Annotated in this window: 15 protein-coding genes; 10 read left to right on the forward strand and 5 right to left on the reverse strand. The window is 40.7% G+C overall.

Annotated features, from left to right (window positions below):
* From ACST15_RS10840 to mog, 6 genes are read left to right on the forward strand one after another with little or no spacing between them, the layout of a single operon-like run.
* Positions 1-570 carry a MarC family protein gene (locus ACST15_RS10840; RefSeq protein WP_459454675.1) on the forward strand — a complete coding sequence of 190 codons (570 nt, stop codon included), beginning with the start codon at positions 1-3 and terminating at the stop codon, positions 568-570.
* Between the two features lie 2 nt (positions 571-572).
* Positions 573-1199: a ribonuclease H1 domain-containing protein gene (locus ACST15_RS10845; RefSeq protein ID WP_459454676.1), complete on the forward strand. Its 627-nt coding sequence runs from the start codon at positions 573-575 to the stop codon at positions 1197-1199.
* Positions 1186-1902, forward strand: a complete 717-nt coding sequence (locus tag ACST15_RS10850) for a tRNA1(Val) (adenine(37)-N6)-methyltransferase (RefSeq protein WP_459454677.1) — start codon at positions 1186-1188, stop codon at positions 1900-1902. Before ACST15_RS10845 ends, ACST15_RS10850 begins: the two co-directional genes overlap by 14 nt.
* Before the next feature lie 33 nt (positions 1903-1935).
* Positions 1936-2901 carry a glycosyltransferase family 2 protein gene (locus tag ACST15_RS10855; protein ID WP_459454678.1) on the forward strand — a complete coding sequence of 322 codons (966 nt, stop codon included), beginning with the start codon at positions 1936-1938 and terminating at the stop codon, positions 2899-2901.
* Positions 2902-2903: 2 nt separating this feature from the next.
* Positions 2904-3701, forward strand: a complete 798-nt coding sequence (locus ACST15_RS10860) for a tRNA threonylcarbamoyladenosine dehydratase (protein WP_459454679.1) — start codon at positions 2904-2906, stop codon at positions 3699-3701.
* Positions 3698-4225 carry a molybdopterin adenylyltransferase gene (mog, locus tag ACST15_RS10865; RefSeq protein WP_459454680.1) on the forward strand — a complete coding sequence of 176 codons (528 nt, stop codon included), beginning with the start codon at positions 3698-3700 and terminating at the stop codon, positions 4223-4225. Before ACST15_RS10860 ends, mog begins: the two co-directional genes overlap by 4 nt.
* Here the strand turns inward: mog and ACST15_RS10870 are convergent.
* The gene (locus ACST15_RS10870) at positions 4222-5037 is read right to left on the reverse strand and encodes an aminotransferase class IV (protein ID WP_459454681.1); all 816 of its coding nucleotides are present in this window, start codon (positions 5035-5037) and stop codon (positions 4222-4224) included. The genes mog and ACST15_RS10870 overlap by 4 nt on opposite strands.
* Positions 5015-5884, reverse strand: coding sequence for a dihydropteroate synthase (gene folP, locus ACST15_RS10875; protein ID WP_459454682.1), 870 nt, complete (start codon positions 5882-5884; stop codon positions 5015-5017). The genes ACST15_RS10870 and folP overlap by 23 nt, the downstream gene beginning before the upstream one ends.
* 75 nt (positions 5885-5959) lie before the next feature.
* On the opposite strand from folP, the gene ACST15_RS10880 reads away from it, so the two are divergent.
* From ACST15_RS10880 to ACST15_RS10890, 3 genes are read left to right on the forward strand one after another with little or no spacing between them, the layout of a single operon-like run.
* Positions 5960-6538: a DUF1599 domain-containing protein gene (locus ACST15_RS10880; protein ID WP_223142712.1), complete on the forward strand. Its 579-nt coding sequence runs from the start codon at positions 5960-5962 to the stop codon at positions 6536-6538.
* Between the two features lie 9 nt (positions 6539-6547).
* Positions 6548-7657 carry a BT_3928 family protein gene (locus ACST15_RS10885; RefSeq protein ID WP_459454683.1) on the forward strand — a complete coding sequence of 370 codons (1110 nt, stop codon included), beginning with the start codon at positions 6548-6550 and terminating at the stop codon, positions 7655-7657.
* 2 nt (positions 7658-7659) lie between these two features.
* On the forward strand, positions 7660-8181 hold the full coding sequence (locus ACST15_RS10890; RefSeq protein WP_459454684.1) for a shikimate kinase: 522 nt from the start codon (positions 7660-7662) through the stop codon (positions 8179-8181).
* On the opposite strand, the gene ACST15_RS10895 is transcribed toward ACST15_RS10890, so the two are convergent.
* Together ACST15_RS10895 and ACST15_RS10900 are read right to left on the reverse strand one after the other, a co-directional pair.
* The gene (locus ACST15_RS10895) at positions 8182-9738 is read right to left on the reverse strand and encodes an OmpP1/FadL family transporter (protein WP_459454685.1); all 1557 of its coding nucleotides are present in this window, start codon (positions 9736-9738) and stop codon (positions 8182-8184) included. It lies immediately after the preceding gene.
* Positions 9739-9749: 11 nt separating this feature from the next.
* Positions 9750-10766 (reverse strand): hypothetical protein, encoded by a 1017-nt coding sequence (locus tag ACST15_RS10900; RefSeq protein ID WP_459454686.1) that lies wholly within the window; start codon positions 10764-10766, stop codon positions 9750-9752.
* A gap of 132 nt (positions 10767-10898) precedes the next feature.
* On the opposite strand from ACST15_RS10900, the gene proS reads away from it, so the two are divergent.
* Positions 10899-12371, forward strand: a complete 1473-nt coding sequence (proS, locus tag ACST15_RS10905) for a proline--tRNA ligase (protein WP_459454687.1) — start codon at positions 10899-10901, stop codon at positions 12369-12371.
* Here proS and ACST15_RS10910 read toward each other — a convergent pair.
* On the reverse strand, positions 12368-13519 hold the full coding sequence (locus ACST15_RS10910) for a cysteine desulfurase family protein (protein ID WP_459454688.1): 1152 nt from the start codon (positions 13517-13519) through the stop codon (positions 12368-12370). The two genes, proS and ACST15_RS10910, sit on opposite strands and share 4 nt — an antisense overlap.
* Positions 13520-13521: the final 2 nt, after the last annotated feature.

The following is a 13521-nucleotide window of genomic DNA, read 5'->3' on the forward strand; positions in this document are numbered from 1 at the left end:
ATGCACTTCAACCTAAAAGAAATTATCTCTTCTTCCTTGATTCTCTTTTCCGTGATTGACATCTTGGGCTCTATTCCCATCATCATTGATCTTCGAAAGAAAAATGGAAGCATCCATGCGGAACAGGCCACCTTGGTATCTGGAGCCATCATGATTGGATTCTTTTTTGCGGGTAAGTTCATCTTACATTTATTGGGTGTAGATACCAATTCATTTGCCGTTGCAGGTGCTTTGATTATCTTTTTAATTGGCCTTGAAATGACTTTAGGTAGAAATATTTTCAAAGCGGAAGAAATACAAAGTGGTACACATTCCATCGTGCCTTTAGCATTTCCTGTCATCGCCGGAGCCGGCACCATGACCACGCTGATTTCCTTAAAATCGCAGTTTGAAGAAGAAAATATCATCGTCAGCATACTTATCAACCTAATTTTCATCTACCTCGTTTTACGTAGCAGTGTTTGGATTGAAAAGAAATTAGGAAACGTAGGTACTCAAATTTTACGCAAAGTTTTTGGTGTTATATTAATTGCCATAGCTATTAAAATCATCAAAACTCGATTGTTCTAAGTATGAGTAAAAAGCAAAAATATTATGTCATTTGGGCAGGTCATGAAACCGGAATTTTTGATTCTTGGGGCAAGACGGAAAAGCTGATTAAGAATTTCCCTGGGGCACAATATAAATCATTTGATAGCAGAGCCGCAGCCGAGGAAGCCTTCAAAAAGAATTATTGGGCAAGCATAGACATGCAAAAAAAAACCAGTATTACTAAATCCAGAAATACGCAAGCCATCATCATACCGAGTATATCTGTTGATGCCGCTTGTTCGGGTAACCCAGGTGTATTGGAATACCAAGGCGTAAATACCGAAACCAAAGAAGTGCTTTTTGCGCAAGGTCCCTATCCTATTGGCACCGTGAATATTGGAGAATTCTTGGCCATTGTTCATGGTTTGGCCTATTTAAAGAAAATCGACTGCCCTTTCCCATTATATTCTGATTCAAGAACGGCCATCGCTTGGGTTAGAAACAAGGCCATCAAGACCAATTTGGAACGAAATGCTGAAACGGAAGAGCTATTCCAACGAGTGGATAAGGCACTAGCATGGTTAAAAGGTAATTTCTACCAAACAAAAATCCTCAAATGGGAAACAGAAAACTGGGGTGAAAATCCAGCGGATTATGGCAGAAAGTAGATCCATTTTTCAGTTCAAACAATTTCAACTGGCCCACGGAAAACCCGGACTTAAAATTAGTACAGAAGCTTGCCTTTTCGGTGCCTGGATTCCCATGGAAAATCCCCAACATGCCCTGGATATCGGAACTGGTTCCGGCTTGATTGCCCATATGCTTTGCCAAAAGGCTGCAACTCTTCAAATGGATTGTTTAGAAATCCATTCAGAGGTAGCAGAATTAGCCCGACAAAATGCCGAAATTAGTCCATTTAAAGAGCAAATTAAGGTATATCAAGGCGATATAAAAACCTGGACTTCCAAGCAAAAATATGAGCTCATCGTATGCAATCCGCCCTTTTTCTCCCAACATTTATCAGCTTCAGATCAATCCAAGCAAATGGCCATTCATGCGGACCACCTCAGTGCAGATGATTTAGCTCAAGCCATTGATCTACACTTGTCTGAACATGGACAATTTGCAGTTTTATACCCTCCTTATGAAATGGGGGTATTCCAACAAGCAGCTGAAAAGAGGGGTTTATTCGCCAAGAAAATAGCAGAAGTTATCCCCAAACCAGAGGCCAAGGTACTTCGCCACATGCTGTTTGGCTCTAGAAAAAAAGGAGAGATTGACTTGGAGAAAATCTATATTCGGGACGAAGAAGGTGATTACCACCCTGATTTTCAAGAATTATTAAAACCTTACTATTTAATCTTCCCCTAAAATAATAACTTAGCTTTTTGTATTTTTGTCAACATGCAAGATTCTACGCTACACATTTCCATCGTCGTCCCTCTCTATAATGAGGCTGAATCACTCCCTGAACTATGTGCTTGGATTGATCGGGTCATGCGAGCCAATCATTTCTCCTATGAAATGATTTTTGTCAACGATGGTAGTCGGGATGACTCTTGGGAAGTATTAAAATCCTTATCCGTTCAATACCCCAGCCTAAAAGCGAGTTCTTTTGCCCGCAATTATGGAAAATCTGCCGCTTTGCATGAAGGGTTCTCAAAGGCCCAAGGCCGTGTTGTTATTACTATGGATGCTGACTTACAAGATTCTCCAGACGAGATTCCTGCTCTGTATGAAATGATTACCTCGGATGGGTTTGATTTGGTTTCAGGATGGAAACAAAAACGTTTTGATCCATTGTCAAAAACCATTCCAACCAAACTTTACAATGCTGCCACCCGAGCTCTTTCTGGGGTTTATTTGCATGATTTTAATTGTGGGCTGAAAGCTTATAAATTGGAAGTCATCAAGACCATTCGCTTATATGGTGAAATGCATCGCTATATTCCCGTACAAGCCAAATGGAATGGTTTTTCTAAAATTGGGGAAAAGGTTGTACAGCACCAAGCTCGAAAATATGGTGTTACCAAATTCGGCTTAGAACGCTTTTTATATGGTTTTTTGGATTTATTATCCATCACTTTTGTCCAAACTTTCGGCAAAAGACCCATGCACCTTTTTGGTAGCTTAGGTATCTTATCTTTCTTTTCAGGAAGTATCATCACCTTATGGTTGATTGGCGAAAAACTCTATAATATCACCCAGCATTTAAAATACCGGAATGTCACGGACAACCCTCTGTTCTTTTTGGCCTTAGTGGCCATTATTCTAGGAGTACAATTATTCCTAGCAGGATTTATCGGTGAACTGATGGTGACTAATTCTGACAAGACAACTGATTATCAAATCAAGGAAGAAATATCCTAAATATGAGTACTAAAGACCTTCGTTGGCTGAGTCGCTCGGAACTTCTCATTGGAGAACAAGGCATTCAGCAATTACAAAATGCCCATGTCTTGATTGTGGGGTTAGGTGGAGTTGGCTCCTTTGCCGCTGAATTCATTGCACGGGCTGGGGTGGGAACCATGACCATTGTGGATGGCGACGTGGTAGATCCGACAAACAGAAACCGTCAATTACCCGCCCTTGCCACCAACCACGGTGTGGCTAAGGTAAAGATCATGGCTGAGCGATTAAAAGCCATCAATCCAGACTTAGTATTACATGAACATGAAACCTTTTTGAGCCCTGAAGCGGCCAAGGAGATTCTGGAAAAAACAAAATATGATTATGTTATGGATTGCATCGATTCGGTCACACCCAAGTTGACCTTATTGAAAACTGCCTATGACCTTAATTTGAAGATTGTGAGCTCCATGGGCGCAGGAGGAAAATTAGATCCTACCAAACTCAAAACAGCCGATTTATTAGATACCCGAGAATGCTACCTGGCTTCCTTAGTCAGAAAACGAATTCGTAAAATGGGGGTATCTCGTGGTATCAAAGCCGTGTACTCTCAAGAAAAAGTCAAAGACGAATCCTTGATTTTGACGGATGGATCAAACTTTAAGAAGTCTGCTTACGGTACCATTTCCTATTTGCCTGCCGCTTTTGGTGGGGTTTGTGCTTCAGTGGTGATTCGTGATTTATTGAATGAACCGATTCCCATGGAAAAAAAGCCCAAAGCTTTCATTAAAATGGAGCAAAAAAATAAACAAAAGAAATGATCAAAATAGGGGTTATCAATGTTTCCGATCGAGCAAGTGCAGGTATCTATGAAGATATTCCAGGCAAAGCCGTGGTAGAATTACTCAAAGAATATTTGATTTCGGAATTTGAAGTGATATACGCTGTCATTCCTGATGAGCAAGCTTTATTGGAGCAGACCATGTGCCAAATGGCCGATGAAAATGAAGCTTGTTTGATAGTTACCACGGGTGGAACAGGCCCAGCTCTACGCGACGTGACTCCTGAAGCTACAGAGGCAGTATGCCAAAAGATGATGCCCGGTTTTGGAGAACTTATGCGTCAGGTAAGCTTGCAATACGTTCCTACAGCCATACTTAGTCGGCAAACAGCAGGCATTCGAGGCAAATCACTGATAGTGAATTTACCCGGTAAACCCAAGGCTATTCGTCAGTGTTTAGAGGCAGTTTTTCCAGCCATCCCCTATTGCATTGATTTAATTGGAGGACCGTTTTTGATTTGTAATGAGGCAAACATGAAGGCCTTTAGGCCTCCTGCATCCTAGTATTCATGTTGAATAAGTAGGTCGTATAACTGAGCCGTTATCGAACCTCTTTTACCATTTCCAATGATGCTATCGTCGATTTGAAGAATGGGTACCACCCGCTTGGTACTTCCCGTCGTAAATACTTCATCAGCTTGCTTAAAGGCTTCCAAACTCACATCTTGTACTTTCACATCCAAAAAGGAAGAGGCTAAATCTATCACATGCTTTCTGGTGATACCTTCCAAAATATGCTGGGCTGGCGTATATAAAACCCCGTTTTTGACACAAAATAAATTACTTCTGGAAGATTCTGAGACTCCAAACTCGTTGGTATAATAAATGAGATCATCAAATCCCTGGGATTTAATGGTCCCCCAGTTACGAATGGCATAGGCATAATTCAAAGACTTGATATCAGCCATTTCGCGCACAAAATTCCGACTCGCCAATTTCATACCATGAATAGGGTCCATAAACTGAAACTCATTAGGTATGATGAATAATTGACTTTTTCCTTGAGGCTCAAAACCATTAGAAGAATCTCCTCCGCTTAATACCATTTTGATTCCTAGGCATTCCACTTCTGACTTAGCCGCAATTTCATGAACCAAGCCAGCCAATTGCTCTTTGGTATAGCTATGAACAATACCCATCTTTTCTGCTGAGGCTAAAAATCGATCAAGATGATCTGAAAGAAAGATAGGTCTACCATGCATGACCCTAAAAAAGTCAAATATGCCAAATCCGCGTAGAAAACCTACATCTTGGATACTGACATACACCTGATCTGGATCAATCCAGTGGTGATTATGGTAAATTGGATAAACCATTTTCTTGTAATTTCTTAACTAAAGTAATACACTCTCGGGCTTCTAAAACATCATGAACCCGCAAGATTTTAGCCCCTTGCTGCAATGCCACGGTATGTAGCACGCTGGTTCCATTCAAAGATTCTTCAGGTGATGTTCCTAACACTTTTTGAATCATGGATTTACGTGATACCCCCACCAAGATAGGTACTCCCAAATAATTCAATTGATGCAAAGCAGCCAATAATTGATAATTCTGATCTAGTGATTTTGAAAAACCAAAGCCAGGATCCACTATAATATCTTTTGCACCTAATGCCCGCAAGCTTTGTACTTTCTTGGCCATGTCTAACCAAACTTCTTCCACTACACTTTCATAGGCTGGCACCTCATGTACTTGAGAAAAAGCCCCTACACTATGCGTTAAAATATAAGGAACTTGATTTTCGGCTACCCACTCAAAAATCCCCTCATCCATTTGTCCGCCACCAACATCATTAAACCAATCTGCCCCAGCACGTACTGCTGCTTGGGCAACAGATAGGCGATAAGTATCTACCGACAAGCAGACATTGGGGAAAGCTTTCGATAAAGCCTCCAAAACAGGAACAACACGATCTTCCTCTTCTTGGGCTGAAACAGCCTCCGCATTCGGTCGAGTAGAATGTCCTCCAACATCTAAAATACTTGCACCTTGCTGAACCATTTGTTCAGCCAAAGCCAAGCAATCATCAATGACACGCACCCGACTAGCCGAAAAAAAAGAATCGGGTGTAGCGTTCAATATACCCATGATTTGAGGTATCTGAAGATCAATCAATCCAGACTTATATCGAATTGTTTGAAAAGATGGAAAAAGAGCTTCCAAATGAGCTGAAATTTAGGATAATTTAAATATTTTTGTAGTCTGAAAAAAAAGAGATTTGTAAACTAATCCTCTCCTATGAACAGGGACAATGCGCCTTCCCAAACTGAAATCGAATATCGACAAGTAATTTCACACTGCAAAGCCTTGTTTGATAAAAAAAACAAAGATTACGGTACTTCTTGGCGAATTCTACGATTGCCCAGTTTAACAGATCAAATTTTTATTAAAGCGCAGCGCATTCGCAGCATTCAAGAAAAAGGAGAGCAAAAAATCCAAGATGGTATTGAAGGTGAATTCATTGGCATCATCAATTATTGCATCATTGCCTTGATTCAAAAATCACTGGAAAATTCTGAACAAATGGAATTCAGTGCAGAAGAATTAAGTCAATTTTACGACCATCAAGTAGAAACTACGTTGGAACTTCTTAGAAACAAAAACCATGATTACGGTGAAGCTTGGAGAGATATGCGGGTGAGTAGCATGACGGATTTAATCCTCATGAAGATTTTCCGTACCAAACAAATCGAAAACAACCTGGGCGTCACCCTTGTTTCAGAAGGTGTAGAGGCTAATTATCAAGACATGCTAAACTATGCTGTTTTTTGTTTGATCAAAATCAAGGAAGAGCAAATGCAAATCCAACAACAATAATCCAATAATATGCGGCCATACAGTCGAATAGCTACTTTTTTATTGGTTTTTATCTTCCTTTTTTCAGGGCTCATCAAACTTAATGACCCGATTGGAACACAATTAAAATTAGAGGAATACTTCGATGTATTCTCCCAAGATTTTCCTGCCATGGAAGGCTTCTGGAAATTCTGGATTCCCTTTGCTTTGCCACTGTCTATCCTGCTTAGCAGCATGGAAATCGTACTTGGAATTGCCCTTTGGGCTAATTACCGAACCAAACAAGTACTCTGGACCTTTTTAGCCTTATTGGGTTTCTTTGGCTTTTTGACTTTTTATTCGGCCTATTTCAACAAGGTGACCGACTGTGGATGCTTTGGAGAAACCATTAAGTTAACTCCTTGGACCTCTTTCTTTAAAGATGTATTCTTATTCGTTTTGGCGCTTAGTTTATTATTTACGGACAAAGTAAAAACCTTTAATAAAAACCTAAGCCCCATCGTCTTGAGTGCCCTCATTAGTGTTTCTTTAGGTCTTTACTGCTATTTTTATTTACCTATCCACGACGGGCTCCCTTATGCTGAAGGAGATTATATTCCACAAAACATGAAGTCCAGAGAAGCCTTACGCTTTTCTTATGTGTATAAAATCAATGGTAAAGAGGAAACCCTGACCGAAATGCCAGCTGATACCCAGGCCGTATTTGTTTCGATGCAGGCTTTAAATGAAAAAGAGGCCCGACCTTTAATCACAGATTATCGAATTTGGGTAGAAAATGATACCACAGATTATACCGCTGAGAGTTTCAAAGGAAAGAAACTCATGGTCATTATGCCCAACGTACATCATGCGCATGTAGAGGCTTTAAAAGAAATTGCTGTCCTGGCCAAAGAAGCTAGTAAAAAAGGAATTGCAGTATGGCTATTGAGTGCTTCCTCTGATGAAGAAGTCAATGCCATCCGACACGAGTACCAATTGAATTTCCCAGCCATGTCTGTGGATACCAAAGTATTAAAAACCATCATTCGGTCTAGTCCAGGACTTTGGTTACTTAACCAAGGAACTGTTCGTGGTAAATGGTCTGCCTACCACCTGCCTAGTATCGAAGACATAGACCAACGTTTAATAACAACAGATTAAGAATGAAAAATATTTATTTAATAGGAATGCCCTCCTCGGGTAAAAGTACTCTTGGGAAAGAATTAGCTAAAAACTTAGGATTTAGTTTTACGGATATGGATAAGCTGATTGAGACAAGGGAACAAAAAACTATTTCAGAAATTTTTTCGACTCAAGGCGAAGCTCATTTCCGTGAATTAGAACGCAAAACCTTGCACGGTTTCCAACCTGATCAATCCATGGTCATTGCAACAGGAGGTGGTGTACCTTGCTTTTTTGATAACATGGAGTACATGAAAAAGCATGGTATTAGTATTTTCTTGAACGTGGAGTTGAACGACCTAGCCAAAAGATTATATAAGGCCCAAGGAAACAATCGCCCACTGTTAGATAAGAGCCAAAGTGAGGAGGCGGTCATAGCCACTATCAAAAAGACATTTGAAGAAAGACTTCCTTTTTATAAACAAGCGGATATACAAGTCGATGGAGAAATCAGTGTCAATCAATTATTATGGTTGATTGAATCTTATGTTCCCGTTCAATAATTAGAACAATATTCCAGCTCCTAATACTAGCTGCAGGTTATCTTTAGTCAACATGGCTGATGAATAATCTGCAGCATTTTTTAAGCTATAAGGTGTAAATCCATCTTTAGCACTGCGCTTGACAGCCGTCAAATCAATATAAAAGGAAGAGGCGCGGTACCCAATTCCACCAGAAATTTGAAGGCTATTGCGATCGATACTATCATAGGTACTAGCAAATCCACTCCCAAACTGAGCTACCCCAGCCCGTATATTCCAGTTAGGCGTTACGCGTATTTCCGTACCTAATTTGATGTTCAGAGCAGAATCAAAATTACGCTTGATTTGTCCGTTATGTTTATCTTGAAATTGTTGATTAGCAAATGAGGATAATTCCCCTGAAGAAACCCGCATGCCAGGGTAATTCACATAAGCCAAATCCATACTTAAAAAGCCTCTTTTACCAAAGAAATAGGCCAAACCACCAGATAAAGTCATGGGCGTGGTCATTTGATATGTAAACTCATTGGGCGTCACATAAACAGGTCTAACCTTAGTGATAATGATAGGCGTCCCATTGGAATCAAATGAAGGTATGCCATTGACAGTCGGGCTTATCCGAGCATCATAACGCTCACTCATTTGATCAAAATAGGCAGGACTTTGGAAATTAAAAGCCACCCGTAAATTAGGGCTCCATTTATAAATCATCCCTAAGGACAAAGAAATTCCCGAACCATTGGTCACTAAATTTTCTCGGTAATTCATGGCCGCCACATACCGTGCACCTACATAATCCTCTGTCCAATAGCTCGTTGTTGTGGAGGTAATTTTAGAAAACTGTAAACCTGCACCAATGTACAATTTGTCCATGTAAGAAGCCCCATAACTAAAATTCCAACTACTTAAAGCTCCGGAATTAACCACCTCTCCGACTTGTGAGGTAGGTAAATTAGGCTCATAACGAGAGAAAGGTACTCCACCGCTGATTGGATTAGGATCAATCAAATATGCTTGGTAGGCTGCTGCTTCAGGGCTATCAGCATAATTGCTTGCAGAACTATATTCATCATCTAAACTAGCCCCGGTAGCCTTTTTATCATCCGCTTTTTCAATGAATGAATCCAATAAAGAGGAACGATTATTAGTTCCTGATACATAAACAGGTTGCGTAAAAACCACATGCCTAGTAAAACTAATACCAAAAGCCCCATGCCATTTGCTATAACTAGTAGGGTCTCCTGCTAAAACCAAACCTAAACTAGGTAAATGAAACAAGGCATCTGTCTGCTTAGCACTAGTGCCTAAATAATTGGAAGAGGTTTCCGAATTTTGTTGAGCCATGCTTAGATGCACTTCCGAACGGTTATAAAATCCCAATCCAGCTGGATTAGCCGAGATGGAACTGATATCCGCTCCCAAAACGCTGTGTGTGCCTCCTAATGCCTGCATACGAGCCGTTCCTGTAGCATAAGTAGAAGAAAAGTATTTGGCCAAATTGGCATAGCTGTATATCTGCCCAAACACAAGGTTAGGTAAGCACAATCCTAAGGCGATTGTTACAATGTACTTTTTCATAAGTTTAAATATTACCTAGGTCCACGTGAACTTCCACCGCCGCCTCCGCCACCAGTACTTCCACCTCCACCATAAGAACCTCCTCCAGAATTATAAGAGGGTCTAGAAAAGGTTTCTACTTGACGTGATTGGGATGGTTCCGCATAACGGTATTCCACATTACTATTTCTTCTCGGTGCGGCCGAACGCTCATAAGATTGAGTGCCTACCGAACGGTTGGAATAAGTACTTGGCTGATTAGAACCTTGACTATTGTAATAGTTATTACCACTTCTAGGCGTATTCGAGAAGGAATCCCCATAACTACCACGGTTTGAAGAAGCGGCATCTCTTGGTCCATAATTAACCTTACGAGGTGGATCTACTGTGGTATTATTATAATTATAGCCATTAGAACCTAATGAGTTATAATAGTTGTAATTATTGTACACTACCCCACCAAAATTACGGTATGGATTATAAAATGACCAAGGGTTATAAAAGGGATCATAATAACGGAATGAATTAAATCCGTACATTGATCCCATGCCATAAGGTGAACCAAAGAAAGGGTCATACATCATTCCAAATGCTGAACTGTAAGGGTTCATCATCATATTATAAGAATTCAATGGCGAGAACCAACGAGAACCAAATCCATATCCAAAGCTAATCATGGGATTAACATACCAATTATTCCAAGCAGAGGCAGAATTAAAGCCCGCATTAAAACCCCGATTGAATCCTTGGTTGTAGGTATTCGGATTAACACTGTTATTGTAATTATATACGCTTCTCGAGTTCAAATACGTCGACTGTTCAGCTATGCCTTCCTCCTCTTCAATCACCACCGTATTATCATCGAAGTTCAAATAATCCGATTTGGTTTTTTTGGTAGAGGCCACGGCACGCTGGGGCACATCATACAAATCATCTGAAGCAAATTGCTTCTTGGCAACTTCTCCTGATGGACTGACCTGAATGGTCACACAGCCTTGAAATAAAGCCGCGATACCCAGAAAAGACAAGATAATTAGTTGATTTTTCATGGTCTTCGAGATAAAAGTATAAGCTTAACTAAGGACAATAACGTATCTTTGTCGCTAATCGTTCGTTGAGTGATAATATTAACACAAATAAAACGAATAAATATTTAATTAATTACGCGACAAGCTATTTTTATGAGTAAATCCTTACCCAGCAGAGCTGAAAATTATTCTGAATGGTATAACGAACTGGTGAAGCGTGCGGACCTAGCTGAAAATTCGGCGGTAAGAGGCTGCATGATCATCAAACCTTATGGCTATTCTATATGGGAAAAAATGCAAAGAGCTTTGGATGACATGTTCAAAGAAACAGGACACGTTAATGCCTACTTCCCCCTATTAATCCCTAAATCATTCCTTTCCAAAGAAGCTTCTCACGTAGAAGGTTTTGCGAAAGAATGTGCGGTGGTAACCCATTACCGACTAAAAAATGACCCAAATGGCCACGGAGTAATCGTAGATCCAGAAGCAAAATTGGAAGAAGAATTAATCATTCGTCCTACTTCTGAAACCGTGATTTGGTCTACCTATAAAAACTGGGTGCAGTCCTACCGCGATTTGCCTATCTTAATGAATCAGTGGGCTAATGTGATGCGTTGGGAAATGCGTACTCGTTTATTCCTAAGAACAGCCGAATTCCTTTGGCAAGAAGGCCATACGGCCCATGCTACTCAAGAAGAAGCGGTAGAAGAGACGGAACAAATGCTGAACATCTATGCTGAATTTGCCGAAACTTTTATGGCTATGCCTGTCATCAAAGGACGTAAAACAGCCAATGAACGTTTTGCTGGTGCGGAAGACACCTATTGCATCGAAGCCATGATGCAGGATGGAAAAGCTTTGCAAGCAGGAACCTCTCACTTTTTGGGACAAAACTTTGCGAAAGCTTTTGATGTGAAGTTTTTGAATAAAGCCAACCAACAGGAATATGTTTGGGGTACTTCTTGGGGTGTATCCACCCGTTTAATGGGTGCTTTAATCATGGCACACTCGGATGACCAAGGTTTGGTTTTACCTCCAAAATTGGCTCCTATTCAAGTGGTTATTGTACCAATTTATAAAGGCGAAGAGCAATTAGCCAATATCAAAGCTAAGATTGACCCTTTAGTAGCTGCCTTAAAGAAAAGAGCTATCTCCGTTAAATTTGATATTTCTGAAAATCAAAGTCCTGGATTTAAGTTTGCTGAATACGAATTAAAAGGAGTACCAGTTCGCTTAGCCATCGGTAACCGTGATATAGAAAACGGCACCATCGAATTGGCTCGCCGGGATACCCGCGTAAAAACCAGTTTGCCATTTGAAGGCATAGAGCAAGTGATTGTAGATACCTTGGAAGATATCCAAACCAGTATTTACCAAAAAGCCTTAGACTTTAGAGCAGCCAATACTTTTGAAGTGAATACCTGGGATGAATTCTTAGCCAAAATAGAGGACGGTGGATTCTTGTCGGCCCATTGGGATGGAAGTCCTGAAACGGAAGAAAAGATCAAAGAATTGACCAAAGCCACCATTCGTTGTATTCCTTTGGATTCTCCAGAAGAAGCAGGAACCTGCATTCTTACTGGAAAGCCATCAAAACAACGTGTTATTTTTGCCCGCGCTTACTAAGACGCAGGAATTAATTTCTTCAGTACCTCCAATACCCGATCGATCTCCGATTGGGTATTGTTTTTTGAGAAAGAAAAACGAACAGCCGCACCGGTCGCATTTGGATTCAAGGCAGAAAGTACATGGGAGCCCACCGATGTTCCACTAGAACAGGCGCTACCACCTGATGCAGAAATTTTCTCAATATCTAACTGAAACAAAAGCATATCACCATCGGCTACCTGAGGAAAACGCACGTTCAGAACAGTATATAAACTATTTTCTACGTCACCTGATTTACCATTGAACTCCACATTAGGGAATGCTTTTTTCAAGCCTTCGATGAAATAAGCTTTCAAACCTTTGATATGAGCCTCATGTTCATCCATTTCTTCATAGGCAATGGACAATGCTTTAGCTAAGCCAATGGCTCCATACACATTTTCCGTTCCTCCTCGTTGATTTCGCTCCTGAGCCCCACCGTGCATCAATGGATGAAACTTGGAACCCGCTTTGGCATACAAAAAGCCAATACCCTTGGGACCATGAAATTTATGAGCTGCGCCCACAATGAAATTAACAGGTAATTGCGACATATCATGGCGATAATGCCCCATGGTTTGAACGGTATCTGAATGAAATGTAGCACCATATTGCTCACAAAGCGCACCTACGGCATTCAAATCCAACAAATTACCAATCTCATTATTTCCATGCATCAAGGTCACCAGAGCATGAGGGTTTTCTTGTAATAGGCGTTCTAAATCCGACAAATCAATGGTACCATCAGGTAAACATTGCACTATTTTCAAATCGACCAAACCTAGTTTCATCCAGGCCTCTGCCGTATGCAAAACCGCATGGTGTTCCAATGGAGAAGTGATGATGGTTTTAACCCCACCATACAAAACAGCTGATTGAATGACCGTATTGTCTGCCTCTGTTCCTCCCGAAGTAAAGAAAATCTCTGAAGGAGAAGCGTTCAATAAGGTCGCAATGGTCTTGCGCGCCCGCTCTATCGCCACTTTGGCTTGTCGGCCATGAGCGTGAATCGAGGAGGGATTAGCCGTGAAATTTTCAAAATACGGCTGCATTTCTTGCCAAACTTTTGGGTCAATGGGTGTAGTGGCCGCATTGTCCAAATAGATAGGCGTGATGGTATTCGACATAA

Source organism: Aquirufa sp. Wall-65K1 (assembly GCF_054558475.1).

Coding starts and splice junctions, on each gene's coding strand:
- ACST15_RS10855 (WP_459454678.1), top strand. CDS start 1,936: ATGCAAGATTCTACGCTACACATTTCCATCGTCGTCCCTCTCTATAAT.
- ACST15_RS10860 (WP_459454679.1), top strand. CDS start 2,904: ATGAGTACTAAAGACCTTCGTTGGCTGAGTCGCTCGGAACTTCTCATT.
- ACST15_RS10850 (WP_459454677.1), top strand. CDS start 1,186: ATGGCAGAAAGTAGATCCATTTTTCAGTTCAAACAATTTCAACTGGCC.
- ACST15_RS10840 (WP_459454675.1), top strand. CDS start 1: ATGCACTTCAACCTAAAAGAAATTATCTCTTCTTCCTTGATTCTCTTT.
- ACST15_RS10895 (WP_459454685.1), bottom strand. CDS start 9,738: ATGAAAAAGTACATTGTAACAATCGCCTTAGGATTGTGCTTACCTAAC.
- ACST15_RS10890 (WP_459454684.1), top strand. CDS start 7,660: ATGAAAAATATTTATTTAATAGGAATGCCCTCCTCGGGTAAAAGTACT.
- mog (WP_459454680.1), top strand. CDS start 3,698: ATGATCAAAATAGGGGTTATCAATGTTTCCGATCGAGCAAGTGCAGGT.
- ACST15_RS10845 (WP_459454676.1), top strand. CDS start 573: ATGAGTAAAAAGCAAAAATATTATGTCATTTGGGCAGGTCATGAAACC.
- ACST15_RS10870 (WP_459454681.1), bottom strand. CDS start 5,037: ATGGTTTATCCAATTTACCATAATCACCACTGGATTGATCCAGATCAG.
- ACST15_RS10910 (WP_459454688.1), bottom strand. CDS start 13,519: ATGTCGAATACCATCACGCCTATCTATTTGGACAATGCGGCCACTACA.
- ACST15_RS10880 (WP_223142712.1), top strand. CDS start 5,960: ATGAACAGGGACAATGCGCCTTCCCAAACTGAAATCGAATATCGACAA.
- ACST15_RS10885 (WP_459454683.1), top strand. CDS start 6,548: ATGCGGCCATACAGTCGAATAGCTACTTTTTTATTGGTTTTTATCTTC.
- proS (WP_459454687.1), top strand. CDS start 10,899: ATGAGTAAATCCTTACCCAGCAGAGCTGAAAATTATTCTGAATGGTAT.
- ACST15_RS10900 (WP_459454686.1), bottom strand. CDS start 10,766: ATGAAAAATCAACTAATTATCTTGTCTTTTCTGGGTATCGCGGCTTTA.